Source organism: Ruegeria sp. BB10, from assembly GCF_056535725.1.
Map to the genome: position 1 here is coordinate 3,182,201 of NZ_JBQFIW010000001.1, position 24,729 is coordinate 3,206,929.

The 24,729-nt window shown below is 59.2% G+C and carries 28 protein-coding genes; 13 read left to right on the top strand and 15 right to left on the bottom strand.

Going from position 1 to position 24,729, the window contains the following annotated elements:
- The first annotated feature begins 59 nt into the window (after positions 1 to 59).
- The 4 genes from ACR3EP_RS16350 (at position 60) to ACR3EP_RS16365 (ending at position 4,427) form a co-directional block, all read left to right on the top strand.
- Entirely contained in the window at positions 60 to 854 is a 795-nt protein-coding gene (locus tag ACR3EP_RS16350) for a CE1 family esterase (RefSeq protein ID WP_480638680.1), read from the top strand.
- Positions 855 to 923: 69 nt separating this feature from the next.
- Positions 924 to 1,331 carry a cupin domain-containing protein gene (locus ACR3EP_RS16355; RefSeq protein ID WP_170361278.1) on the top strand — a complete coding sequence of 136 codons (408 nt, stop codon included), beginning with the start codon at positions 924 to 926 and terminating at the stop codon, positions 1,329 to 1,331.
- A gap of 88 nt (positions 1,332 to 1,419) precedes the next feature.
- The gene (gene pheT / locus ACR3EP_RS16360; protein WP_480638681.1) at positions 1,420 to 3,816 is read left to right on the top strand and encodes a phenylalanine--tRNA ligase subunit beta; all 2,397 of its coding nucleotides are present in this window, start codon (positions 1,420 to 1,422) and stop codon (positions 3,814 to 3,816) included.
- A 161-nt stretch (positions 3,817 to 3,977) separates the two neighbouring features.
- A complete protein-coding gene (locus ACR3EP_RS16365; RefSeq protein WP_170361282.1) occupies positions 3,978 to 4,427 on the top strand; it encodes a YtoQ family protein in 450 nt (149 codons plus the stop codon).
- Between the two features lie 71 nt (positions 4,428 to 4,498).
- Here the strand turns inward: ACR3EP_RS16365 and ACR3EP_RS16370 are convergent, their stop codons facing one another.
- Positions 4,499 to 5,197 (bottom strand): glutathione S-transferase family protein, encoded by a 699-nt coding sequence (locus ACR3EP_RS16370; protein WP_226689292.1) that lies wholly within the window; start codon positions 5,195 to 5,197, stop codon positions 4,499 to 4,501.
- A 209-nt stretch (positions 5,198 to 5,406) separates the two neighbouring features.
- On the opposite strand from ACR3EP_RS16370, the gene ACR3EP_RS16375 reads away from it, so the two are divergent.
- Entirely contained in the window at positions 5,407 to 6,219 is an 813-nt protein-coding gene (locus ACR3EP_RS16375) for a mechanosensitive ion channel family protein (protein ID WP_174818896.1), read from the top strand.
- A gap of 164 nt (positions 6,220 to 6,383) precedes the next feature.
- On the opposite strand, the gene ald is transcribed toward ACR3EP_RS16375, so the two are convergent.
- Positions 6,384 to 7,502, bottom strand: a complete 1,119-nt coding sequence (ald, locus tag ACR3EP_RS16380) for an alanine dehydrogenase (RefSeq protein ID WP_425081717.1) — start codon at positions 7,500 to 7,502, stop codon at positions 6,384 to 6,386.
- A 138-nt stretch (positions 7,503 to 7,640) separates the two neighbouring features.
- Here ald and ACR3EP_RS16385 point away from each other — a divergent pair, with 138 nt between their 5' ends.
- On the top strand, positions 7,641 to 8,099 hold the full coding sequence (locus ACR3EP_RS16385; RefSeq protein ID WP_170350721.1) for an Lrp/AsnC family transcriptional regulator: 459 nt from the start codon (positions 7,641 to 7,643) through the stop codon (positions 8,097 to 8,099).
- A 3-nt stretch (positions 8,100 to 8,102) separates the two neighbouring features.
- On the opposite strand, the gene ACR3EP_RS16390 is transcribed toward ACR3EP_RS16385, so the two are convergent.
- Positions 8,103 to 8,942: a CPBP family intramembrane glutamic endopeptidase gene (locus tag ACR3EP_RS16390; protein ID WP_480638682.1), complete on the bottom strand. Its 840-nt coding sequence runs from the start codon at positions 8,940 to 8,942 to the stop codon at positions 8,103 to 8,105.
- Between the two features lie 291 nt (positions 8,943 to 9,233).
- On the opposite strand from ACR3EP_RS16390, the gene ppk2 reads away from it, so the two are divergent.
- Positions 9,234 to 10,151, top strand: a complete 918-nt coding sequence (gene ppk2 / locus ACR3EP_RS16395; RefSeq protein ID WP_170350719.1) for a polyphosphate kinase 2 — start codon at positions 9,234 to 9,236, stop codon at positions 10,149 to 10,151.
- A gap of 56 nt (positions 10,152 to 10,207) precedes the next feature.
- On the opposite strand, the gene ACR3EP_RS16400 is transcribed toward ppk2, so the two are convergent.
- From ACR3EP_RS16400 to rpsU, 3 genes are all read right to left on the bottom strand, one after another.
- Positions 10,208 to 11,347 (bottom strand): CAP domain-containing protein, encoded by a 1,140-nt coding sequence (locus ACR3EP_RS16400; protein ID WP_480638683.1) that lies wholly within the window; start codon positions 11,345 to 11,347, stop codon positions 10,208 to 10,210.
- A gap of 203 nt (positions 11,348 to 11,550) precedes the next feature.
- Positions 11,551 to 12,828 carry a CAP domain-containing protein gene (locus ACR3EP_RS16405; RefSeq protein ID WP_480638684.1) on the bottom strand — a complete coding sequence of 426 codons (1,278 nt, stop codon included), beginning with the start codon at positions 12,826 to 12,828 and terminating at the stop codon, positions 11,551 to 11,553.
- A 296-nt stretch (positions 12,829 to 13,124) separates the two neighbouring features.
- A complete protein-coding gene (rpsU, locus tag ACR3EP_RS16410; RefSeq protein ID WP_005614280.1) occupies positions 13,125 to 13,331 on the bottom strand; it encodes a 30S ribosomal protein S21 in 207 nt (68 codons plus the stop codon).
- A 111-nt stretch (positions 13,332 to 13,442) separates the two neighbouring features.
- Here rpsU and ACR3EP_RS16415 point away from each other — a divergent pair, with 111 nt between their 5' ends.
- A complete protein-coding gene (locus ACR3EP_RS16415; protein WP_170350715.1) occupies positions 13,443 to 14,135 on the top strand; it encodes a COQ9 family protein in 693 nt (230 codons plus the stop codon).
- A 55-nt stretch (positions 14,136 to 14,190) separates the two neighbouring features.
- Positions 14,191 to 15,177, top strand: coding sequence for an NAD(P)H-quinone oxidoreductase (locus ACR3EP_RS16420; RefSeq protein ID WP_170377834.1), 987 nt, complete (start codon positions 14,191 to 14,193; stop codon positions 15,175 to 15,177).
- Positions 15,178 to 15,208: 31 nt separating this feature from the next.
- Here the strand turns inward: ACR3EP_RS16420 and ACR3EP_RS16425 are convergent, their stop codons facing one another.
- The gene (locus ACR3EP_RS16425) at positions 15,209 to 16,066 is read right to left on the bottom strand and encodes a DUF2189 domain-containing protein (RefSeq protein ID WP_170350712.1); all 858 of its coding nucleotides are present in this window, start codon (positions 16,064 to 16,066) and stop codon (positions 15,209 to 15,211) included.
- Positions 16,067 to 16,257: 191 nt separating this feature from the next.
- On the opposite strand from ACR3EP_RS16425, the gene ACR3EP_RS16430 reads away from it, so the two are divergent.
- Positions 16,258 to 17,241, top strand: a complete 984-nt coding sequence (locus ACR3EP_RS16430) for a quinone oxidoreductase family protein (protein WP_170361298.1) — start codon at positions 16,258 to 16,260, stop codon at positions 17,239 to 17,241.
- Between the two features lie 106 nt (positions 17,242 to 17,347).
- Here ACR3EP_RS16430 and ACR3EP_RS16435 read toward each other — a convergent pair whose 3' ends face one another.
- The 8 genes from ACR3EP_RS16435 to ACR3EP_RS16470 form a co-directional block, all read right to left on the bottom strand.
- Positions 17,348 to 17,821, bottom strand: coding sequence for a YHS domain-containing (seleno)protein (locus ACR3EP_RS16435; protein ID WP_170350710.1), 474 nt, complete (start codon positions 17,819 to 17,821; stop codon positions 17,348 to 17,350).
- 179 nt (positions 17,822 to 18,000) lie between these two features.
- Complete coding sequence (locus tag ACR3EP_RS16440) at positions 18,001 to 18,270, bottom strand: hypothetical protein (protein ID WP_480638685.1); 270 nt, start codon at positions 18,268 to 18,270, stop codon at positions 18,001 to 18,003.
- The gene (gene plsY, locus ACR3EP_RS16445; protein WP_170350708.1) at positions 18,267 to 18,872 is read right to left on the bottom strand and encodes a glycerol-3-phosphate 1-O-acyltransferase PlsY; all 606 of its coding nucleotides are present in this window, start codon (positions 18,870 to 18,872) and stop codon (positions 18,267 to 18,269) included. Before plsY ends, ACR3EP_RS16440 begins: the two co-directional genes overlap by 4 nt.
- The gene (gene pyrC / locus ACR3EP_RS16450) at positions 18,872 to 20,152 is read right to left on the bottom strand and encodes a dihydroorotase (RefSeq protein ID WP_480638686.1); all 1,281 of its coding nucleotides are present in this window, start codon (positions 20,150 to 20,152) and stop codon (positions 18,872 to 18,874) included. Before pyrC ends, plsY begins: the two co-directional genes overlap by 1 nt.
- Positions 20,149 to 20,535 carry a hypothetical protein gene (locus ACR3EP_RS16455; RefSeq protein ID WP_480638687.1) on the bottom strand — a complete coding sequence of 129 codons (387 nt, stop codon included), beginning with the start codon at positions 20,533 to 20,535 and terminating at the stop codon, positions 20,149 to 20,151. Before ACR3EP_RS16455 ends, pyrC begins: the two co-directional genes overlap by 4 nt.
- The gene (locus tag ACR3EP_RS16460; RefSeq protein ID WP_170516705.1) at positions 20,520 to 21,038 is read right to left on the bottom strand and encodes a hypothetical protein; all 519 of its coding nucleotides are present in this window, start codon (positions 21,036 to 21,038) and stop codon (positions 20,520 to 20,522) included. The genes ACR3EP_RS16455 and ACR3EP_RS16460 overlap by 16 nt, the downstream gene beginning before the upstream one ends.
- Positions 21,035 to 21,970 (bottom strand): aspartate carbamoyltransferase catalytic subunit, encoded by a 936-nt coding sequence (locus ACR3EP_RS16465; RefSeq protein WP_480638688.1) that lies wholly within the window; start codon positions 21,968 to 21,970, stop codon positions 21,035 to 21,037. Before ACR3EP_RS16465 ends, ACR3EP_RS16460 begins: the two co-directional genes overlap by 4 nt.
- Positions 21,971 to 22,029: 59 nt before the next feature.
- Positions 22,030 to 22,659 carry a scavenger receptor class F, member 2 gene (locus tag ACR3EP_RS16470; protein ID WP_480638689.1) on the bottom strand — a complete coding sequence of 210 codons (630 nt, stop codon included), beginning with the start codon at positions 22,657 to 22,659 and terminating at the stop codon, positions 22,030 to 22,032.
- Between the two features lie 85 nt (positions 22,660 to 22,744).
- On the opposite strand from ACR3EP_RS16470, the gene ACR3EP_RS16475 reads away from it, so the two are divergent.
- From ACR3EP_RS16475 to ACR3EP_RS16485, 3 genes are read left to right on the top strand one after another with little or no spacing between them, the layout of a single operon-like run.
- Positions 22,745 to 23,509: a uracil-DNA glycosylase gene (locus ACR3EP_RS16475; RefSeq protein WP_480639040.1), complete on the top strand. Its 765-nt coding sequence runs from the start codon at positions 22,745 to 22,747 to the stop codon at positions 23,507 to 23,509.
- Positions 23,509 to 24,108, top strand: a complete 600-nt coding sequence (locus tag ACR3EP_RS16480; RefSeq protein WP_170350703.1) for a metallophosphoesterase family protein — start codon at positions 23,509 to 23,511, stop codon at positions 24,106 to 24,108. Before ACR3EP_RS16475 ends, ACR3EP_RS16480 begins: the two co-directional genes overlap by 1 nt.
- Entirely contained in the window at positions 24,105 to 24,725 is a 621-nt protein-coding gene (locus ACR3EP_RS16485; protein ID WP_480638690.1) for a LysE family translocator, read from the top strand. Before ACR3EP_RS16480 ends, ACR3EP_RS16485 begins: the two co-directional genes overlap by 4 nt.
- The last annotated feature ends 4 nt before the right edge of the window (positions 24,726 to 24,729 follow it).

The following is a 24,729-nucleotide window of genomic DNA, read 5'->3' on the forward strand; positions in this document are numbered from 1 at the left end:
TACATGCGCCCACGGGGTTGTGACGTGACAGCGGGCGCAGGCTCGCTAGGGTTCGACGGATGATTTACCGACTGCTCTGCCTCTTCCTGCTGACCGCCACTCAAGCCTCTGCAATCGAATCCTGTCACGGCGATACCGCCTGTCAGGTCGGCGACCGTTCGTATCATGTGCTGGAGCCAGACGGGTGGGATGGCGAAACGCCTCTGCCGGTGTTGCTGCATTTCCACGGTTGGGCGCGGCAGGGGAACGTGGTGGTGAACCATGAACGCATCGCCGGGGCGACGAAACTGCGAGGCGTGCTGCTGGTGGCCCCAAACGGGTTGGGCAAAAGCTGGGATTTCTGGACGTCGGACACTGGCGATGTGCCTTTTGCGGACCGGGTGTTGCAGGATGTGGCCAAACGCTATCCGATTGACCCGGACCGCATCTATGTCTCGGGTTATTCCTTTGGCGGCGCGATGGCGTGGCGCTATGTCTGCCAGTCGGGGAATGACACCGCGGCGCTGCTGGCCGTTGCGGGCAGCATCCGCCAGACCGAGGAGTGCCCGCAGGCCCCGCGTCAGGTGCGCCATGTGCATGGCCTCAGCGATACGGTGATGGATTTTCCCTATGGCGCGGATGGCGACACCACCTATCCGGTGGCGCTGTGGCGGCAGAAATATGGATGCCACGACGCGACCCCGCGTGGGGATTGGAGCGTGGTGCCGATCCTGACGCTCAGCCGAATGGAGTGGACCGATTGCGCGCAGGGGCAGGTGGTGCTGGACACGCATCCGGGCGGGCATTTCATCCCCCACGGCTGGATCGGACGGCAGTTGGATGAATTGTTGGGCCGCACCCCAAGCTATCCCTGAACCGTTTGACATCGCCGTGCGTCCCCCTTCCAGTTAGGCGAAACGATCTGACACGGGATTCCTTGCCGCATGAAACTGCTTTTGCCCTTCGCCCTGATCCTTGCCGCCGCACCCGCCTTTGCGCGTGACATCTATCCACCGGTTGACGTGCTGCTGCAGACCGAAACTTCGGTCATCGGCGAGGCGCTGGAATATCCCGACGGCACCCCGCAGATCACCATGGCCATCGTCACCATGCAGCCCGGTCAGAAAACCGGCCTGCACCGTCATGACGCTCCGCTGGCGGCCTATATCCTCGAAGGTGAGATCACCGTCGATTACGGCGATGCGGGCAACCGGACCTATAAGGAAGGTGATGCGCTGGTTGAGGCGTTCCGGTCGCCCCATGCGGGTGAGAATACCGGCGACGGGATCGCGCGGATTTTGGCGGTGTTTGCTGGATCGGACAGCGTTGCCAACACAGTGACCGCGGAGTAGGCGCGGCGGTTCTACGCGCCCTCTTTCCCCTCTGCGCATTATCCGGTAAACGCGGTCTGACCCGAGATTTACTGGCGGAAACCGACCGATGAAATTCACTCTTTCCTGGTTGAAAGACCACCTCGACACCAACGCTTCGGTGGATGAGATTGCTGAGGCGCTGACTGATCTGGGCCTTGAGGTCGAAGAGATCGTGAACCCGGCGGACCGGCTGAAGGACTTTACGCTGGGCTATGTGAAACACGCCGAGAAACACCCCGACGCCGACAAGCTACGCGTCTGTAAGGTGGACACCGATGAGGGTGAATTGCAGATCATCTGCGGTGCCCCCAACGCGCGTGAAGGGATCACCGTCGTGGTTTGCAAACCAGGTATGTATATCCCCGGTCTGGACCTGACCATCAGTGTCGGCAAGATCCGCGGCGTCGAAAGCTTTGGCATGATGGCGTCCGAGCGCGAGTTGGAGCTGTCGGATGAGCATGACGGCATCATCGAGCTGCCTTCGGGCAAGGTAGGTGACAAATTCATCGACTGGCTGGCCGAAAATGAGCCATCCAAGGTCGACCCGATGATCGAGATCGCGATCACCCCGAACCGCCCCGATGCGCTGGGCGTCGAAGGGATTGCCCGCGATCTGGCCGCGCGTGGCATTGGTAAGTTGAAACAGCGTGACTACACTCCGGTGCCGGGTGATTTCGAAAGCCCAATCAAAGTGACGATTGATGAGGATACGCTGGACGGCGCGCCCCATTTCACCGGACGTCTGATCAAGGGCGTTAAGAACGGACCCAGCCCGCAATGGCTGCAGGATCAGTTGAAGGCCATCGGTCTGCGTCCGATTTCGGCTTTGGTAGACATCACCAACTATATGACCTTTGACCACAATCGCCCGCTGCACGTCTTCGATGCGGACAAGGTGCATGGCAATCTGCGGGTACATCGCGCCAAGGGTGGTGAGAAGCTGGTTGCGCTGGACGAGAAAGAATACACTCTGCAGCCTGGCATGATGGTGATTTCCGACGACAAAGGCCCGGAATCCATTGCCGGTATCATGGGCGGTGAGGAAACCGGCTGTACCGAAGAAACAGTGAATGTCTTCCTGGAAAGCGCGTTCTGGGATCACGTGCAGATCGCCCTGACGGGGCGGGCTTTGAAAATCAATTCGGATGCGCGCTATCGGTTCGAACGTGGGGTAGACCCGGAATACACGCTGGAAGGGTTGGAGCAGGCAACGCAGATGATTTTGGATATCTGCGGCGGCGAAGTGTCCAAGGTCGTTGAGGCCGGCAAAGCGCCGGATCATTCGCGCGCCTTTAAACTGGATGCCGAGCGGGTTCAGTCTCTGGTCGGAATGGATATCCCCGAAAGCGAACAACGCCAGACCCTGACTCGTCTGGGATTCCGCCTTGAGGGTGAGATGGCGCATGTTCCCAGCTGGCGCCCAGATATCATGGGTGAGGCCGATCTGGTGGAAGAGGTCGCGCGGATTGCATCTTTGACCAAGCTGCAAGGTAAACCGCTGCCGCGTATCACTGATGGCATCCCGAAACCGGTGATGACCCCGACACAACGCCGTCAGTCGATGGCGCGCCGCACCTGTGCAGCGCTGGGGTACAATGAATGTGTTTCCTACACCTTCATCGATCAGGCCTCGGCGGCCTTGTTTGGTGGCGGGGACGAAGCGACACAGTTGGAAAACCCGATCTCGTCCGAGATGAGCCACATGCGCCCCGATTTGCTGCCCGGCCTGTTGCAGGCCGCCGCCCGCAATCAGGCGCGCGGTTATGCCGACGTGGCCCTGTTCGAGGTCGGTCCGGTGTTCCACGATGGCGAACCGGGCGATCAGAAAACACAGATCACTGGCTTGCTGGTTGGTCGTAATGGTCCCAAGGACGTGCATGGCGCATCGCGCCCGGTCGACGTGTTCGACACCAAAGCGGATGCCGAGGCGGTGTTGGCTGCCATTGGCGCACCCGCCAAGGTGCAGATTCTGCGTGACGGCGATGCCTGGTGGCATCCGGGGCGTCACGGCAAAATCTGTCTGGGCCCGAAAAAGGTGCTGGGTGTCTTCGGCGAGTTGCACCCTCGTGTGTTGCAAGCGCTGGATATCAAAGGCCCGGCGATGGCCTTTACGATCTGGCCGGACGAGGTGCCTCTGCCCCGTAAATCCGGAGCCACCCGTGCTGCGCTGGAACTGCGTGACCTGCAAGCGGTTGAACGCGACTTTGCCTTTGTCGTTGACGAGGGGGTCGAGGCGCTGACGCTGGTCAACGCCGCGGCCGGTGCTGACAAGGTGCTGATCGAGGATGTGCGTGTCTTTGATGAATTCATCGGTGGCAGTCTGGGCGAGGGTAAAAAATCGCTGGCCATCACCGTGCGCCTGCAACCAACCGACGCGACGCTGAAGGAAAAAGACATCGAAGCGGTGGCCGAGAAGATCATCGCCAAGGTCACCAAGGCCACAGGCGGTGTGTTGCGCGGATAGGGGCCCTGCCATAAGACTTCAAAAAAACGCGCTTCCGGGCGCGTTTTTCATTTCACCTACGGGAATTAGGGCGTGTTTGGGATAAGTGTTTCTGGTTTTTCTTGATTGGGCTTCCCGCAAATGCGCCTTAAGTAGGTTCCAAATCAATACCGGAGGTCGAAATGGGCTTGAACGTATACCTATCAGGGGAAATTCACACCGATTGGCGTGAGCAAATAATCGACGGTGCGCAGGGGTTGGACATCACATTCAACAGCCCCGTGACCGACCATGATGCCAGCGACGATTGCGGTGTGGCTATTTTGGGCGAAGAGCCGAACAAATACTGGCACGACCACAAGGGCGCGATGGTCAACGCGATCCGGACGCGCAAAGGGATCGCGGATGCAGATGTGGTGGTCGTCCGGTTTGGTGAGAAATACAAACAGTGGAACGCCGCCTTTGATGCGGGCTATGCGGCAGCGCTGGGCAAGTCGCTGATCGTGCTGCACGGCCCCGATCACCAGCACGCACTGAAAGAAGTTGATGCCGCTGCTCTGGCCGTGGCCGAACAACCATCGCAAGTGGTTGAGGTCTTGCGCTATGTGCTGACAGGCAAGTTGCCGGGCTGAATTGACCCATTGAAATTGGGCTTGCAGCATAGTGTGGCTGCAAGCCCGAACAGGCCCGAGGGGGCGGGCGGTCAGTCCCGTGGCGGTGTCACAAGACCTTTCTGAACGGCAGGGCGTTCCAGAAAGCGGTCCAGATATGCTGTTACATTGGTGTGGTCGTCCCATCCGACCAGTTCCCTGGCACCATAGAAATCCAGCCCGCGCAGCCAGGGCGCGATGGCTATGTCGGCGATCGAGTACTCTCCGACGACCCAATCCTGCCCTTCAAGCTGCTGGTTCAACACGTTCAGCAGCCGTTTGGCCTCGTTCACGTATCGCTCGCGGGGGCGGGGGTCTTCGATCTCGCTGCCAGCGAATTTGTGGAAAAAGCCAAGCTGGCCGAACATTGGACCAATGCCGCCCATCTGGAACATCAGCCATTGAGTGACCTGGTGCTTGTCTGCCTGGGTCTGACCAATAAACTTGCCCGATTTTTCTGCCAGATACAGCAGGATGGCACCGCTTTCGAACAAACCAATGGGCTGTCCGTCCGGGCCGTCCGGGTCGATGATTGCGGGGATCTTGTTGTTGGGGTTCAGCGACAGGAACTCGGGGCTTTTGACATCCGCGTCCGACAGGGTGACCTTGTGTGCCTCATATGGCAGGCCGGTTTCTTCCAGCATGATCGAGGCTTTGACCCCATTGGGCGTAGGGAAGGAATACAGCTGAATCCGGTCCGGGAACTGTGCGGGCCAGCGATTCATGATCGGGTGTGGTTTGGTGTCCAGCATTGGGGGGCTCCTGAGTGGATACCCCCAGAACGTAGGGCGCGAGGGGCCATCTTGTAAGCCCCCGAAGCTGTGCGCGACCGGTCAGCGCGTGTTTGCTGGCGAACAACGGGGAAATCCGGTGGAACTAGCACCTAGACCAAAGCGTGTTTTTGCCTCAGACTTTGGCAATTCCCGCGCGAAAGCCGCGGGTTTCTTGTTGTTGAAAGGAGATGGCCGTGGATGAGGTCGTAACACAGGTGGGCGCGTTTGCGCCGCTGATCATGAACGCGGTCAAGGCGCTGATCGTTCTGATCCTTGGCTGGATCGTGGCTGGGGCCGTGGGCGGCCTAGTGCGTCGCCGGATCAACTCGACTCCGCAGATTGATCCGACGTTGGGCAACTTCTCAGCCAGCCTGGTGAAATGGGTCATCCTCGCGATGGTTCTGGTGGCCGTTCTGGGGATATTCGGGATCGAAGCAACAAGTATCGTTGCCATTCTGGGTGCCGCGTCGCTGGCCATTGGTCTGGCGCTGCAAGGGACACTCAGCGATCTGGCGGCCGGTGTCATGCTGGTGGTGTTCCGCCCCTACAAGCTGGGTCAATATGTGGATATTGGCGGCACGGCCGGGACGGTGAAAGACCTGAACCTGTTCACCACCGAACTGGTGACGCCGGACAATGTGCAGATCATTGTCCCCAACGGGCAATCCTGGGGGTCGATCATCACCAACTATTCGGCGCATGACACAAGGCGTGTCGATCTGGTGTTTGGTATCGACTATGGCGACAACGCGGACGAAGCGATGAAGATCATTCTGGATGTCGCCAAGGCGGACGAGCGCATTCACAGCGATCCCGAACCTTGGGTGCGCGTGACCAACCTGGGCGACAGCTCGGTCGATCTGACGGCCCGCCTGTGGTGCGCAGCGGCGGATTATTGGGACGTGAAGTTCGAAATCACCAAAGCGGTGAAAGAGGCGTTCGACGCAAAAGGCGTGTCGATCCCGTATCCGCATTCGGTAGAGATTCACAAAGAGGGGTGAACGCTCCCGTCCGGTGATCGGGCATTGAAATGCCCTCCTCCGGTTGGGCCCGGCGCCGCGCTGGTCGCGCGGCGTTTTTCTATGTCGCGCGGGTCGATGAACTTTGCGTAACGAAAAAAGGCGCCCTTTGGAAAAGGGCGCCTTTCGATTTCTATGTGCCAGCCTTAGGCGTTGACGATGTCGCTGGGCGATACAACGTCCAGACCCAGTGCTACACCAACGGCCTCATAGGTGAGCTGACCAGCGTGAACATTCAGACCAGCCAACAGGTGCGCGTCATCCTGGCAAGCCTTTTTCCAGCCTTTGTCGGCCAGCGACAGCATGAACGGCATTGTCGCGTTGCCCAACGCGATGGTCGAGGTGCGCGCAACGGCACCCGGCATGTTGGCAACGCAATAGTGCATGATGCCGTCGACTTCGTAGATTGGGTCAGCATGGGTTGTTGCCTTGGAGGTTTCAAAGCAGCCACCCTGGTCGATCGCAACGTCAACCAGAACCGCGCCGGGCTTCATGGTCGAAAGCTGTTCGCGTGTCACCAGTTTAGGAGCAGCCGCGCCCGGGATCAGAACGGCGCCGATAACCATGTCGGCATCCTGGATCAGTTCGGCGGTGGCACCAGCGGTCGAGTATTGGTTCTTGAAGGTTCCGCCATACACGTCATCGAGGTAACGCAGACGCGGAAGCGAGCGGTCCAGGATGGTAACATCTGCGCCCATGCCAGCCGCGATTTTCGCGGCATGCGTACCAACAACGCCGCCACCGATCACAACGACCTTGGCCGGTCCAACGCCGGGAACGCCGCCCATCAGAACGCCACGACCGCCATTTGCCTTTTGCAGGGTCCACGAGCCTACCTGCGGCGCCAGACGACCGGCAACTTCGGACATCGGGGCCAGCAGCGGCAAACCACCGCCAGGTGCGGTGACGGTTTCGTATGCAATCGCGGTGCAGCCCGATGCCAGCAGGTCGTGGGTCTGATCTGGATCGGGTGCCAGGTGCAGGTAAGTGAACAGCAACTGGCCTTCACGCAGCATCTTGCGCTCGACCGCCTGGGGTTCCTTGACCTTGACGATCATGTCGGCAGTGGCGAACACCTCTTCTGCGGTGTCCAGGATCTGGGCGCCAGCAGCGATGTAGGATTCGTTGTCAAAGCCCGAACCGATCCCGGCACCGGTTTCGATTACAACTTCGTGGCCGCGCGCGACGGCTTCTTGTGCCGCGTTGGGCGTCATGCCGACGCGGAATTCCTGTGGTTTGATTTCCTTGGGGCAACCGATCTTCATTTTTCGCTCCTCCATTCATAAACTGCCTAAATAATGGGCGATCCAGAGCGCAATTTCTGTGAAACTCTGCCTGCAAGATTGCTTTTTTTCAGGAGAATCTTCGTTATATAGTCGGAAACTCGCAAAGGATTTGCGCAAATGAGCTTGGATGCGACGGATAAAAAGATTCTGGCAGCCCTTCAGCGGGATGGCCGTATGTCAAATGCGGAACTGTCCGAGCAGGTGAATCTGTCGCCTTCGGCCTGTCACCGGCGCGTTCAGCGGCTAGAGGCTGAAGGCTATATCCGCAAATACGTGGCGCTGCTGGATGCGCGCAAGATGAATGTGCCCACGACGGTGTTTGTCGAGATCACGCTACAAGGGCAAGCCGAAGAGCTTCTGAATGCGTTCGAAAAATCCGTGGCGCGCATTCCTGATGTGCTTGAATGCCATCTCATGGCCGGTACGGCGGACTATATTTTGAAGGTTGTCGCCGAGAACACCGAGGATTTTGCCCGTATCCATCGCCAGTATTTGTCGCGACTGCCGGGGGTGGCGCAGATGCAAAGTTCCTTCGCGCTGCGTACGGTGTTCAAGACCACTGCGCTGCCGGTGTGACGTTCAGCCCGGGCCGGGATAGGTGAACAGGGCCAGGTGCAGGGCGTTAAAGCCGAAATGCATCAGAACCGGTACCCAAAGACGCCCAGTTGCGTAGTATCCCAATCCGCAGGCGACCCCGAGGATCGAAGCGAAGACAACCAGTGCCGGACCGCCACCCGCATGGGCCAGACCGAACAACAGGCTGGCAGCTGCGATCCCGAGCGCCGCGCCGATTTTCGACGTCAGGACCGATTGCAGATAGCCGCGGAAAAAAACCTCTTCAGTCAGGCAGGTCAGGAACAGGTTTGAAAGCGCAAAAATCAGCCACCATGCGGGCAGGCCGATCTCGGGCCGCACAGCACCCAAGGAAAGCCCCAACGCAAACAGGGCGGGCAGCGCCGCCAACCCGATCAGCAAAGGCCCGGTTCTGACCGGCCGCGCGCCATGGATCATGCCCGGCCAAGCCAGCAGGACGGCAAACAAGACCATTGGTTTGTCCAGGTTGAGATATATTGTGAACGCAGCGCTGCCCGGGCCTGCCTGTACCTGATCCAGAACCAATAGATTGTGAAACCCGGGGACCAGATGCGCCCCCAGAGCCAGACACCATAGGATCAACACCAGATGCCCGAAAACGGCGGGCACACCGGTCAGACGACGCAACCCAGCCGCGCCCAGCAGGCCGGCTGCCGTAATTGCCAAGGCCAGCGGGGTCAGCAGGCCAAGCACTGTTGTTGAACCCATGAACACTGCCAACAGGGCCAGCCCCAGCCCTTGTCGGCCTGATACCATGCTTATTTGTGCGGCAATCAGGATGAACCAGGGCCAGATCGCAGGCAGTAGGGAAATGAAATGCGCCACATTCACCTCAGGGGGGTTGAAGGGTACTTGTGCCGACAGAATAATCCGTCTGGCAAGTAGGTTTGGGGCGGATTTATGCCAACCTGTTGGTAATGCGGCAAATCTGCCGCTTGTATCCCTAGGCGTGTAGGTTCAGATTTAAAAAAGGACCAAACCTCTTTTCGCATCGCCTTGACCTTGCTGCCATAAGCGGTTTCGCTTGGGGAAGGGCTTTATTAGTTATTCTGATGACATCAGGCGATTACACGCGCGTTGTATGGTCCGGACCCGATAGACGATAAGGATAAGACCTTGGCTTACGAACATAACGATGCCCCAAAAGATTGGCTGGAAGCCGAGTTGGAAGACACGCTGGACGAAGATTTCGAGATCGAGTTCAGCGAACCCATGCTCTCGATGGAAGTCCGCAAGATCTATAAGGACCAGCATCCCGACATGCTGGATCGCAAAGTCTATTTCCGCAATCTGCTGCGCTTGCAGGCCGAATTGATCAAGGTTCAGGACTGGGTACAGCATACCGGAGCCAAAGTGTGCATCCTGTTCGAAGGGCGTGACAGCGCCGGCAAGGGCGGCGTGATCAAGCGGATCACCCAGCGGCTGAACCCGCGGGTCGCCCGCGTGGTCGCCTTGCCAGCGCCCAGCCGCCGGGAGCAAAGCCAATGGTATTTCCAGCGCTATGTACCGCATCTGCCCGCGGCCGGCGAAATCGTGTTGTTCGACCGATCCTGGTACAACCGCGCTGGGGTGGAACGGGTGATGGGGTTTGCGTCCGAGGATCAGGTCGAACAGTTCTTTCAGGACGTTCCCGAATTCGAACGGATGCTGGTGCGGTCGGGGATCATTTTGCTTAAATATTGGTTCTCAATCACTGATGAAGAACAGCAGTTGCGGTTCCTCATGCGCATTCACGACCCGATGAAACAGTGGAAACTGTCGCCGATGGATCTGGAATCCCGCATCCGCTGGGAGGCCTATACCAAGGCCAAAGAAGACATGTTGTTCCGCACCAACATTCCCGAGGCGCCCTGGTATATCGTCGAAGGCAATGACAAGAAACGCGAGCGCCTGAACTGTATCGAGCATCTCCTGACCAAGATCCCCTATACGGATGTTCCACAGGAAAAGGTCGAATTACCGGATCGAAGATACAACCCAGAATATGAACGGCGCGTCCTGCCGGATGAGCTGCACGTTCCTAAAATCTATTGATCAAAAGAAAACGCCCCCAAAACCGGGGGCGTCATTAATTTGGAAAACCTGGGGTCTCAGAACACGAAATGTTCGTTTGCCAGGTCTGCGATCTGAGTGTTTTGCAAAGTCAGAGTATTCCCTGCGTTGTCGTCGATGATCACATCTTTGCCGGATTGCGAGATGTGGTTGTTCATCAGGTCGTTATACCCGGTGATCGCACCATTCAGGCTGAGGTCGATGAAGTCTTCAGAGGTGAAATCTGTGACGGTGTCCGGCCCGATGGTGAATACGAACGTGTCCGCCCCGTTGCCGCCGGTCATTGTGTCAATGCCGCGGGCACCGATCAGAGTATCGTCGTCGTCGCCTCCGATCAGGGTGTCGCGGCCACGGCCACCCCTAAGCACGTCGTTGCCAGAGCCGCCCTGCAACCTGTCGGCACCCATGCCCGATTGCAGCCAGTCATTGCCGGTCGCACCCATCAACAAATCGACGCCTTGGCCACCCAGAAGGACGTCATTGCCGCCATGACCGCTCAGCGTGTCATCGCCGGTGCCGCCGGTCAGCGTGTCGCGGCCGAAGCCGCCGTCAAGAATGTCATCTCCTTCGCCGCCGTTCAGCGCGCCGGCCTGACCGGCTTTCAGAATGAACCAATTGTCTGAGGCGTCGCCCACAGTGCCTGCGTCCACGGCCTGTTGGCCGGGTTGGGTAGGTGTGCCGCCGCCAGAGCCGCCACCCGAGCCGCCACCCGACCCGCCGGTGTCCAACTGCACCGGCGCCGAGGTCGTCGCAAAGTTCTGGGTCACGATCACGGCATCCCAACCGTTGAAATTGCCTTCTTCAATCCCGATCCCGATATATTCGAAATCGGGGTTCAATATGTTGGCCCGGTGACCGGGGCTGTTCATCAGGCTTTGGTGAAGCTGTACCACATCATCGCTGGCACCATTGGGCCCGCGTTCGGATTGCCAGGCGATGTTTTCACCCGATCTCCAGCTGCCGGTGAAATCGAAACCGGCATCTCTCATCCGCTGGGTCGCGCTCGAGCCGCCCTGACCGGTGTGGCTGAAGGTATCTGTCTGCAACATCCATTCGCTGTGATCTTCGGCCGAGTCGTTCAGCTGAAGCTCAAGCTTGAGGGGTTGCAGCCCTCGGCTTGTGCGTTCGTCATTGATCAATGCAAGCATCTGCCGTTCTAGATTGCTGGCCGTTGACATGATTCTGCCTCCAATTGAATTGAGTTATTTTGGCGAGACATTAATGGCGAGAATTTGACGGGATACAGACACAATCTGGACACCCCGACCCGTTCGGCGATTTGCCACCGCCTGATTCGCGTTGTTTGTGCGAAAAACTGCGCAAGTGCGCTGTGAAAGCGGTGTGAGGCACCGTTTCAGTGCCTCACACGCTGCATCGGACCTTAGACAAAGTCCATCATGCATCCGCTGTCGGCCGGTATCAGGATAAAGAAGTCATCCGGTGCGTCCGCCTCCATAACCGGGGCATCGTCATTCGCCGCCGGAGTGTCGTCGCACATATCCAGGGTCAGCATGAAATCATCCTCGGTGGTGTCCGCATCGGTCACCAACGGGTCGTCATTCATTCTGAAATCGTCGACCAGCGCCAACAGGTCGTTCACGAAATCCTCGATTGCTGCCAGGAATTCTTCCACGTCGAAGCAAACACCTGCGGTCGTGTCGGTGACATCCGGTTCAGGTGTTTCCGGGGCATTGGGTTCGGTGACGTCAGTGTCTGGTGTTTCCTCAACCGGGTCATCGGTCTCGGTGACGTCAGTGTCCGGCGTTTCCTCAACCGGGTCATTGGTTTCGGTGACATCGGTGTCTGGTGTTTCCTCAACTGGGTCATCAGTTTCGGTGACGTCAGTGTCTGGCGTTTCCTCAACCGGGTCATCGGTTTCGGTGACGTCGGTGTCTGGTATTTCTTCAACCGGGTCATCGGTTTCGGTGACGTCGGTGTCTGGTGTTTCTTCAACCGGGTCATCGGTTTCGGTGACGTCAGTGTCTGGCGTTTCCTCAACCGGGTCGTCGGTCTCGGTGACGTCGGTGTCAGGCGTTTCCTCAACCGGGTCGTCGGTCTCTGTGACATCGGTGTCCGGTGTTTCCTCGCTCGGGTCTTCGGTTTCGGTGACGTCGGTGTCAGGCGTTTCTTCGACCGGGTCTTCGGTGACAGGGTCGTCCGGCATTGCCACGTCGTCCGTGGGCGGCGTTGGTGCCGCACCGTTGTCCAGCACCACTGCAGCGTCGGTAGTGGCAAAGTTCTGGGTCACCATGACGGCATCCCACCCATTGTAGTCGCCTTCTTCAATCCCAATTCCGATAAATTCGTAGTCAGGGTTCAGGATGTTGGCGCGGTGGCCGGGGCTGTTCATCAGGCTCTGGTGCAGTTGCTCGACATCGTCGCTGATGCCTGCGGCACCGCGTTCCGATTGCCAGGCGATGTTTTCACCTGACCGCCAGCTGCCGGTAAAGTCGAACCCGGCATCTTCCATGCGCTCGGTCGCGCTAGAACCGCCCGAACCGGTGTGGCTGAATATATCGGCGTTCAGCATCCAGGTGCTGTGATCTTCGGCCGATGCGTTCAGGCGGGTTTCCAGTTGCAGCGGGGATAGCCCGCGGGATGTGCGCTCATCATTGATTAACGCCAGCATTTCTTGCTCGAATGTACTTGCAGTCGACATGGTAGCCTCCGTTTTGAATGGTCGTCTGAGTAGACGAGGCCAGTTACAGGGGGCGTCGAACGGACGGACAGAGCGGTTTAGATTTCAGGCGAATTTCAGCAGGGGCGTGCTACCGATACGGGATTCGCTGCGCTGCAAAATGCCGGGCAAAATGTTGCTTGGCCCGATTTAGCAGCTTGTCGCCTAAGGCTGAGGCGGACTCGGCGGAATGCAACCGGTGATAGAAACGACAAACCCCCGGGCGATGCCTCGGGGGTCGTCAAATAGTGTCATCCAAAGCTGGACGAGCGAGGTGCTTAGAGCAAACCTTCGCGCTGTGCTTTCTTACGTGCCAGTTTACGGGCACGACGGATCGCTTCAGCCTTCTCGCGCGCTTTTTTCTCGGACGGTTTCTCGAAATGTTGCTTCAGCTTCATTTCACGGAACACGCCTTCGCGCTGCAGCTTTTTCTTCAGGGCACGAAGCGCCTGATCGACGTTATTGTCGCGAACACTAACCTGCATGTGGTTGTCACCACCTTTCTAGATAGAGTTGCAAGGAAATTGCAGGAGTTGGCCGTATAGCAAAGCCGGTCTATCTTGTCTAGTACTGGCCCCGAGAACCGGAGACCCGCCATGACCGTTACCTATGAAGATGCAAAACAACAGCTTTTGGATGCGATGCTGACCCACGTGCCCTTTGACGGTTGGTCTGAAACCAGCTTTCGCGCCGCGATCATTGATTGCGATCTGGATGACGGTTTGGCGCGCGCGATCTGCCCCAGAGGCGCGGTTGATCTGGCGCTGGCTTTTCATGCGCGCGGGGATGCGGTCATGGTAGAGCGTCTGAAATCCACCGACCTGAGCGAGCTGAAATTCCGCGAGCGCGTGGCCGCTGCCGTTCGGTTCCGGCTCGAGGCTGTGCCTGACAAGGAATTGGTGCGCCGGGGCATGACGCTGTTTTCGCTGCCGACCCATGCGGCGGATGGGGCCAAGGCGCTGTGGCAGACCTGCGATCTGATCTGGGACACGCTGGGCGATACCTCGGACGACGTGAACTGGTACACCAAGCGCGCGACCTTGTCTGGGGTCTATTCCTCGACCCTGTTGTTCTGGTTGGGGGATGATTCGCCGGACCACCAGAAAACGTGGGAGTTTCTGGACCGTCGCATCGACAATGTCATGCAATTCGAAAAGCTCAAGGCGCAGGTGAATGGTAATCCGCTGTTCAAACCGTTTCTGGCGGTGCCGAACTGGTTTGCCAGTCAGGTGAAACCGCCCGTGAAAATGCGGGTCGACCTGCCCGGGATGCTGAATCCGCGCAAGTAAGCATCTGGGCCTTCCAGAAATTGCCTGCTAGGCATTGGGCAAAGGAGATTTGCCCATGACCGAGACAATGCGCGCCGTTGAGATCACCAAACCCGGCGGACCGGAGGTTTTGCAACTGACCGACCGTCCCGTACCGGAACCCCAAGCCGGTCAGGTGATCCTCAAAGTGGCATATGCCGGGGTAAACCGCCCGGACGCGTTGCAGCGCGCTGGGGCTTATGATCCCCCGCCGGGTGCCAGCGATCTGCCAGGCCTGGAGGCATCGGGCGAGGTCGTGGCGATCGGTGCGGGTGTCGATGGCCTGTCGGTTGGTGACAAGGTCTGTGCGTTGTTGCCCGGCGGTGGCTATGCCGAATATGTCGCTACGCCCGCTGCACATTGCCTACCGGTTCCCACAGGTATGGAAATGAAAGAGGCCGCCTGCCTGCCCGAGACCTTCTTTACCGTCTGGTCCAACGTATTCATGCGCGGTGGGTTGAAAGCGGGTGAGCGTTTTCTGGTCCATGGCGGGTCCAGCGGTATTGGCACGACGGCCATCCAACTGGCCAATGCGTTTGGCGCACGGGTCTTTGCAACCGCCGGGTCGGCCGATAAATGCGAGGCTTGCGTCAAACTGGGGGCCGAAAAGGCGATCAATTACCGCGATGAGGACTTCGTGGGTGTCCTGCGCGCCGAAGGTGGGGCGAACCTGATCCTCGACATGGTTGGGGGCGATTATATCCCGCGCAACGTCAAGACTCTGGCTGAAGACGGGCGCCTGGTGCAGATCGCCTTTTTGCAGGGCCCGAAGGTCGAACTGAACTTCGCCCTGATGATGGTCAAACGGTTAACCCTGACCGGCAGCACCCTGCGCCCACAAAGTGATCTGGCCAAGGCAAAAATTGCGCAGGATCTGCGCGAGGCGGTCTGGCCATTGCTGGACGCCGGAAGGGTGGCGCCCGTGATGGACAGCGAGTTCGCGCTGGCCGACGCCGCCGCTGCGCATGCGCGTATGGAAAGTTCAAATCACATCGGCAAGATCGTTTTGAACGTCGCCGGATAAGCTGACCAGCGCGCGGTTCAGGCCGCGCGCTTTAGGCGACGGCCCGGCGGTACAGGTGCCATGTGGCGTGGCCCAGCACGGGCATCACCACAATCAACCCCAGCAGCATCGGGATTGCGCCAATCACCAGCAAGGCGGCGACAATGAAGCCCCATGTCAGGATCACTCCGGGGTTTTGCCGCAGCACCCGGACCGAGGTCACAACCGCAACTGGTAGACCCACTTTGCGGTCCAGCAATAACGGAAAGCTGACCACGCTGATGGCTAGTGCGACCAGAGCAAACAGGAATCCTACCGCGTTGCCAAAGATGATCATTGTCCAGCCCGCACCGGTGGTGAACACCTGCGTGACAAAGGCGCCTAAGGATGTGGGCAGATCAGGGCCCAGCGTGTGGACATAGATGCTCTGCGCTACCATCAGCCAGACAAGCAACAGCATGACCAGATAGAAACCCAACATCAAAATGGCACCGAAAGATGGCGATCGGAACACGCCGAACGCATCCAGCCAATGCACTTCTCCCCCTTGTTCGCGTTTGCGGCTGATCTCGTACAGACCCACTGCGGCTATTGGGCCGATCAGAGCAAACCCCATGATCAGCGGCGCCAGCAGCGGCACCATGTTGCGGTTCAGCCCGAACCCGAACATCAACAATCCTGCGATCGGGTAGATCAGCACGATGAATATGGCATCTGCTCTGGTTTCCAGAAAGTCATTGTACCCTGCCTGTAGACAAGCCCGCAGGTCTTGCATCGTTAAATTTTGCACCACCGGCAGATGCCGCGTATCCGCGCTGCCGATATGGTTGACGCTTTCAGCTATGTGATCACCGGTCGCACCGATATTCTGAGCGGCCCAGCTAATCGGATTTCCAATCGTTTTAGCCATTGATATCCCCTCCCTTTGCGTATCGCGCAGCAGGGTGGATCCGGCATCGATTGCCTGAGGCCGGACCAGCCGGCAACGCCCAGATAGCAGTATAGCACATTTTTTCACGTTACGGTTGCGTGACGCGGAATTGTGCCGATTGCCCTGATTTTCAGGCGTGTTAGCTTGGTCGCAGGCAACAGGAGGTCAGCATGCAGCAAACGGCAAGAACCGTCGTCATTCACGAACACGGCGGCCCCGAAGTTCTGAGGATCGAAGACCGCCCCGTCGGGGACCCGGGCCCCGGCGAGGTGCGTATCCGCCATCATGCCTGCGGATTGAATTTTATCGACATCTACCAGCGGATCGGACTGTATCCGATGGACCTGCCGCACGCCTTGGGTATGGAGGCCGCAGGCGTGATCGAAGCCGTAGGCGAAGGTGTGACCCATCTTGAGCCTGGCCAACGTGCAGCTTATGCGGCGGCACCGGCAGGCGCCTATTCCGAAGCCCGGGTGATGCCCGCAGCGCAGGTTTGTCCACTACCTGACGGGATTCCGTATGATGCGGCGGCGGCGATGATGCTAAAGGGATTGACGGTCGAATACTTGTTTCACCGAACGACGCCGTTGAAACGTGGCGATTCTGTTTTGTTTCACGCGGCCGCTGGTGGGGTAGGGCTGATCGCATGCCAATGGGCCAAATCCGAGGGGATTACTCTGATCGGAACCGCCGGGACCGACGAAAAATGCAGCCTTGCCCAATTCAACGGCGCTGCGCACTGTATCAATTATCGCACCGAAAACTTTGTCGAGCGCGTAGCCGAAATCACCGGCGGCAAGGGAGTGGATGTGGTGATGGATTCCATCGGGGCGGATACGTTCACCGGATCGCTGGACTGTCTCAAGCCGTTGGGGATGATGATTTCCTTCGGCAATGCGTCAGGGTCTGTGCCGCTGATAGATATTGGGATGCTGGCGAAGAAGGGCTCGCTCAAGATCACCCGCCCGACTTTGTTTACCCATATTGCCGATCACGCGGTCTGTCAGGCGATGGCCCGACGTCTGTTCGGCAAGGTTGAGGGCGGTGAGGTCAAGATCCATATCGACCAGCGCTTTCCGTTGGCTCAGGTGGACGATGCGCATCGTGCGCTTGAGGCACGACAGACCACCGGCAGCACGGTGCTGGAATTGTAAAACTCATCAAGTCCTGAGCAAATGTCACAGGGCCTGTCGCCAGCGGGAACAAACAAAAACGGCGGCGAGTGACCTCGCCGCCGAAAGACTGTCAGATGTCAGCAAATTATTGCTGCAGCTCAGCCGGATCTTTGTCAGCAATGTTTTCCCAGTTCACACCGGCTTTTTCGATAAAGCCCGGAACGTCGCCTTCCCAGCGCTCCTGAATGTCTTTCGACAGGTTCAGGTACAGTTTGTTGTCAACGATTTTCCAGTAGTTCGGGTCGCCGTCGAACTTGAAGCCCATCGCAGTGCCGAATGCGCAGTAACCACCATATGCGGGCAGGTACGCTTCTGGGTTTTCTTCAAAGGCGGCTTTGTTTTCTTCCGAAGCAAAACGGTACAGAGCGTCGTTGTGCAGGGTCGAGATGCGGTAATCGCCTTTGGTCGGCTCGCCTACGGTGAAGTATGCAACCGGGTCATAGCCCTGCATTGCCAGACCGGTCGAGCTTGCGTTGATCTCAACACCAGCGGCCAGCGCCGAGCTTGCGATTGCAACGGACAGCGCAACGCCGCCCAGAATGGATTTGAACTTGTTCATGGTTTCACCTTTCGTGAATAGGCTCGCTCTAGAGCACCTGAATTTTGCCCGGGCAAACCGGATTTTGTTTTTGCGACGCCGGTAATTGGCCGTCACAGAAACTCAATTGGGCAGCGCCCTGATCACGTTCAAGACAATCAATTGTGAAGGTCCGGTAACACAAAATTTGGTAATGCAGATTACGTATCCGGGATCAGAGCGGTGACGAATGAAACGACCTTATCGGCAGGCATTTCACAGGGGCGCAGCAGGGCCCCACTTTGTCGCGTCAAATAAAGGTTCATGCTGATATAGTCCGGGCCGCCAAGCTGATGGGCCACCAGTTTGAGAGACCTTTCAGCGCCAAAAACCGAACGGCTGACCACATAGCGCCGCCCATTGGCGTAACCGGTAAACGTACCCTCGGGCAACGCGAAAAAGGCGTTCAGAAAACCGGTTGGCGCAATCACGATTTGCCGATTTTCGGCTCGGTTCCCGCCTTGATCCGCGCCAGATTGGCGCTGTGGCGCCAGTAGACCAGCAGAGTTAGGATGATGCTCAGCGCAAAGGCTGAACTGTCCGTCAGCACAATCACCCAGACAACCGACATGGCCGCCGCCACCAGCGCGCCCAGTGATGAAATCCGCCAGATCGCTGCAGCCACCAGCCATGTCAGACAGCAGGCCACACCTACGCGCCAATCCAGCGCCAGCCACAGGCCCAGAAAGGTGGCCACGCCCTTGCCGCCGTTAAAGCCCAGCCAGACAGGAAAGCAGTGGCCCAAAAATGCGGCCAGTGCCGCGATCTGGGCGGCGTCTTCCCCGGCCAGTGCCCGCGCCAACAGAACGGCCACCGCGCCCTTGGCGGCGTCAAAGATCAGCGTCAGCGCCGCGGCTGCCTTGTTGCCGGTGCGCAGCACATTGGTTGCTCCGATATTGCCTGACCCAATATTGCGCAGGTTGCCCAGCCCCATGACCTTGGCGACGATCATGCCAAAGGGAACAGACCCCATCAGATAACCAAGCACAGCCCAGAGGATCAGCTGGGTCATCGAACTGTCAAATGGCGGCATCAGGGTCTCCGGTAAACTTCTTGTCCAGCCACGTAGGTTGCGGTGACCTTACCTTGCATCCGCTGGTCGTCAAACGGTGTGTTCTGCGATTTTGATCTTAGCGAGAACCGGTCCAGCACAAAGGGCACATCCGGGTCAAACAGCACCAGATCGGCGGGCGCGCCCTCGGACAGGCGACCGCTGTCCAGCCCCAACCGTTTTGCCGGGTTCAGCGCCATGGCCCGGAACAGCGTCGGCAGGTCCAACTGTTCCGAATGATACAGGCGCAGGGCTGCGGGCAGCAGCGTTTCCAGCGCAACAGCGCCCGAGGCGGCTTCTTCAAACGGCAGTCGTTTGCTTTCCTCGTCCTGCGGTGTGTGCATCGAGCTGATGATGTCGATCAAGCCGCTGCGCACGGCCTCGATAACCGCCTGACGGTCATCTTCGGACCGCAGCGGCGGCTTGACCTTGAAGAAAGTCCGATAGTCGGCCACGTCCAACTCGTTCAGCGTCAGATGGTGGATCGAAGTGCCCGCGGTGATGTCCAGCCCGTTGCGCTTGGCGCGTTCTAGCGCGGGCAGGGCACGGGCGGTGGTGATCTGATCGGCGTGATAGGCAGCGCCGGTCATTTCCAGCAGGGCAATATCGCGGTCCAGCCCCATGCGTTCGGCCATGGGCGTGACGGCGGGCAATCCGCGCAAGGTTGCAAACTTGCCGCTGGTAGCGGCGGCCCCGGCGCTCAGGACAGGTTCCTGTGGATGCGCGATAACCAGCGCGTCGCAAGACCGCGCATAGGTCAGAGCGCGCGAGAATACCTTGGTGTTGGTGACAACGTGATCGCAATCGGTGAACGCCACCGCGCCCGCATCTTGCAGAAAACCGATCTCGGTCATCTCACGCCCGTCGCGTCCTTTGGTCAGGGCGGCCATGGGCAAGACGTTGACCGGCGTATCCGCCTGCGCGCGGCGGGTGACAAATTCAAGGCTTTCGGGCGTATCGATGGCCGGGCTGGTATCTGGGCGGGTAACGATGGTGGTCACACCGCCGGCTGCTGCTGCCAGACCGGCGGATTTATAGCTTTCCTTATGCCGCTCGCCCGGTTCGCAGACTTTGACACCGATATCGACGATGCCAGGGGCAAGGCAGTGCCCGCTGCAATCGATGATCGGCGTATCCGTGGACGGTGCGTCGCCGTCACCGCGCGCGGTTATCTGGCCGTTGCCCACCTGCAGCCAGCCAAGGCTGTCCGTGCCGGTTTCCGGGTCGATCAGGCGGGCGTTGGTGAAGGTCAGGTTGCTCATGCCAGTGCCCTTTCGATTGCGGCTTTAGTGGCGGCGGAATCCGCCTGATATTTGATCAGGTGCTTGTCGCCGCCCTTGGTGACGATCTGGACAAAACTGCCCATGGTGTTGACCGCCTTGATCTGGTTCAGGGCCACCTTGCGCGAGCCGGAGCCGGTGAGGGTGGTGTCCGTCATCGTCCAGGTGGCGACCAGTTCTTCCGAGGCCATGTACCATGCCCGGATGCCGACGGCGGCCAGACCGGCAGGCGCGCCGGTCCAGGGATAGGGGTTTCCAATCAGCCAAAGCACAATCATCGCACCCGCCATGGCTACGGCGGCCAGCCATGCGTTGGTGCGAATATAAGTGCCTCTGTCGGGCGAGAAGGTCACAGGATCAGCCACAGGATGCCTCCGACGGCCAAAAGGATCACTAATGCCAGAACGGCAGAACCGATGCGGCGGGGTTGGTCGTTTTGGAATGCGGGTTGAGGGGCCGAGAACGGTTTTGCGCTTTCTGTTTCGATCGGACCGCCGGTCCAGTTGGTAGCCTCTTCGGTGAATAGCCCGATCAGGCGCAGCCGTTTGTCGGGGATCAGAGTGGCTGCGCGACCGCCAAAGGCAGCGCTGCGGACCACCATGACCCAACCCGTTATGGCTTCAAGCGCTGTGCGATCCAACTGATCGGCGGACACGCCGCAGCCCTCGTTCAGATAGCCATAGAGCCCCAGGTCCTCGAGGTCTGAGACCGCAAAGACGTCGATCTGTTCAGGGTCCAGCCCCGCGACGCCCAGAATTTGATCGGCGGCACCGGGTTCACGCAGAAATTTGGCTTCTTCCGGGCGCATGTTCAGCGTGAACAGGCGGATCACGCCGCGTTCATGGGGGGCAACGGTCAGATCGCTCATGCCACCTCGCGCAGGTTGCGGGCCAATAGTTCCATCGCGGCCATGCGGACGGCGACCCCCATTTCAACCTGTTCCTGAATGACCGAGCGGTTGATGTCGTCGGCCAGGGTCCCGTCAATCTCGACCCCGCGGTTCATCGGACCGGGATGCATGACGATGGCGTCGGATTTGCCCAGCGCCAGCTTGGCGGCGTCCAGCCCATAGCGGTGGTAATACTCACGCTCGGACGGAATAAAGCCGCCATCCATCCGTTCCTTTTGAAGGCGCAGCATCATGACAACATCAACGTCCTTAAGGCCCTCATTCATGTCGTCATAGATCTCGGCACCAAATTCGGCAAAGTGGTCGGGCACCAAAGTGGGCGGGCCGATCAGACGGATGCGGTTTTCCATCTTGCCCAGCAGGATCAGGTTCGACCGTGCCACGCGGGAATGCGCGACATCGCCGCAAATAGCGATGTTCAGCCGGTGCAGGCGGCCCTTGGCACGACGGATCGTCAACGCGTCCAGCAAGGCCTGTGTCGGGTGTTCATGCTTGCCATCGCCCGCATTCAACACCGCACAGTTGACCTTTTGCGCCAGCAGATCGACGGCACCGGAATGCGGATGCCGCACCACCAGCAGATCAGGATGCATCGCGTTCAGCGTCATGGCGGTGTCGATCAGGGTCTCGCCCTTTTTGATCGAACTGGCCTGCATCGCCATGTTCATTACATCCGCGCCCAGCCGCTTGCCCGCCAGTTCAAAGCTGGCCTGCGTGCGGGTTGAGTTTTCGAAGAACATGTTGATCTGCGTCAGCCCCGACAGCACGTCGGAATGCTTGGTCGATTGCCGGTTCAGGTCGACATATGTCTCGGCCAGATCAAGAATAGCGGTGATATCGGATTGCGACAGATGCTCGATGCCAAGAAGGTGACGATGGGCGAAACGCATGGGCGGGCTCCTGTCTGACAATCGGGCCGCTTATAGGAAGGTCCGCGCGCCTAGGCAACCTAAGGATCGGTTCCTTCGGGCAGTTTCTCGCATCCACCCTCGGGCAGGCATTGTTCGCCGGGTTTGCACCATTTGCCATAGCCGCAGTCGATGGCCTTGATCGGCACGCATCCCTGATGTTCGGAACACTTGAACCCGGGGCGGCATTGCGAGCCGGTGTCCTCGCACAAAAACCATCCGGGGCGCGAGCATCCGCCGCCCGGCAGACAGGCCGATCCCGCGCCGCAGGTCAGACCGTCTTCGCAGAGGGTGGGCAGGCCTTCGATCGCTGTGTTGGGGTCAAAATCGGGCGTGATCCGTTCACATTCGCGGCGGGCATTGCAGATCGAGCCGCCCGGGCAATCCGCGCGCGAAGTACAACTGTTCGCCCCCGCAGGCGCGCATCGCGTGCCCCCCGCAACGCAGCGCTCAAACGGGCCGCAGGTGCGCCCGCCCCCGCAATAGGTGCCACCCAGAGGAATGCAATGGCCATCAAAGCTGCATCTCTGTCCGCCCGAACAGCACCTTGTGCCGCATTGGAACTGGCCGGGGCGGCATTGGCCGTTGCGGTCGAAAAGCTGCGCAAAAGCAGGGCCGCTGAGGGTGGTCAGCAGCAAAGTAATCATAAGGAATCGCAATAGAACCATCATGAATACTCTCATGGTCGGTGCGACGGACCGCCCGATCAAGGCCTATTCGCTTTCCCTCGTTCAAAAGCTGGTTAGATTGAAGAGTATGGAATCGGCTTTGGACTATCATACGGCACGGGCTCTGCTGGAGTGGCAGATCGAACTGGGTGCAACGGACGCAATCGGCGATGCGCCGGTTGACCGTTTTGCTTTGCCTGACACTGCGCCCAAGACTAAAAAGCCCGCCGTGGCCCAGGCTGCCCCGGGCAAACCCAAGAAAGTAGATCCAGTTGCCGTCGCGAAAGCGGCAGCCCAAGGTGCTGGGTCGCTGGACCAATTGCGTTCGGCGATGGATACGTTTGAGCATTGCGAGCTGAAGCGTGGCGCGCGGCAGTTGGTCTTTGCAGATGGCACGCCGGGCGCACGGGTCATGATCATCGGCGAAGCGCCGGGCCGTGAAGAGGACCGTGAAGGCAAGCCCTTTGTCGGCCGCGCCGGGCAATTGCTGGACCGGATGCTGGTGGCGATTGATCTGGATCGCACCCAGAATGCCTATATCACCAACGTCCTGCCCTGGCGCCCGCCGCAGAATCGCGACCCGAAACCCGAAGAGATCGGGATGATGAAACCGTTTCTGGAACGGCATGTGGCGCTGGCCAAGCCCGAGGTTCTGGTGATTATGGGCAATATCAGCTGTCAGGCGGTGCTGGGCAAGCGCGGTATCACTCGGTTGCGCGGGCAATGGGCACAGGCGCTGAACCTACCGGTCATCCCGATGTTCCACCCCGCTTACCTGCTGCGCCAACCACAGATGAAGCGGCAGGCCTGGGCTGATCTGCTAGAGCTGAAAGCCCGGCTGGAGGGCAAGTGATGCGCATTCTGGCCTTTTCCGATCTGCATATGGCACGCAACCGCGCGGCCGAGGTCGTCGCGGCCAGCGCCGAGGCCGATCTGGTGATCGGGGCTGGGGATTTCTGCAATGCGCGACAGGGGTTGGACCAGGCGATGGCGATGCTGTCCGGCATCACCGCACCGTTCGTGATGGTGCCCGGCAATGCCGAAAGCGCGCAGGAACTGGTCAAGGCCGCGCCGGAAGGTGACCATGTGCTGCACGGCGCCGGCATGACATTGGACGGCCTGCGGCTGTTCGGGCTGGGGTATGGCGTGCCGGTTACACCTTTTGGCGACTGGTCCTGTGACCTGACCGAGGCTGAGGCCACTGAATTGCTGGACCGTTGTGACGCGGCGGATATTCTGATCGCGCATTCACCGCCCAAGGGGTACGGCGATGTCACGTCGCAGGGCGATGCGGTGGGGTCCGTGGCCGTGCGCGACGCAGTGGAACGCCTGCAGCCGCAACTTGCGCTGTGTGGACACATCCATGACAGCTGGGGCTATCGCGGCAGCCTAGGCCGCACGCAGATCGCCAATCTGGGCCCCAAGGTAAATTGGTTCGAGGTCACCTTATGATAGAAATGGTCACGCTGCTGGCGTTTATTCCGGCAGCTTTGGCACTGAATTTCACCCCCGGCGCAGACATGTTGTTTTGCTTTGGGCAAGGTTTGCGGTCAGGTGCCAAACCGGCTTTCGCTGCAAGCGCGGGAATTTCCCTCGGATCGATGGTTCATGTTTTTGTAGCGGGGCTTGGGTTGGGGGCCGCCGTAGCTACGATGCCATGGCTGTTCGATGTAATCCGCTGGATGGGGGTGGCTTATCTGCTGTATTTGGCATGGGGCGCGATCCGGAACGGGGCGGTGTCCGCCGATGCGCCTGCAAAGCCCACAAGCCACGCCTTTCGCGACGGGTTGGTGGTGAACCTGACCAATCCCAAGGTCATCCTGTTCGTTTTGGCCTTTATCCCGCAATTCGTGAATCCCGCCATAGGTCCGATCCTGCCCCAATTCCTGATTTTGGGCGTCATCATCGCGCTGGGCGGGTTTGTGGTGAATGGGCTGGTGGGCGTATTTGCCGGGGGCGCGGGGAAGATTCTGATCTCGAACCCGCGCGCCTCACGTATTATGGGCTGGGTGACCGGGGGAATTTTCGCTGCCCTCGCCATCCGGCTTGCCATCATGGAAAGGGCCTGACACC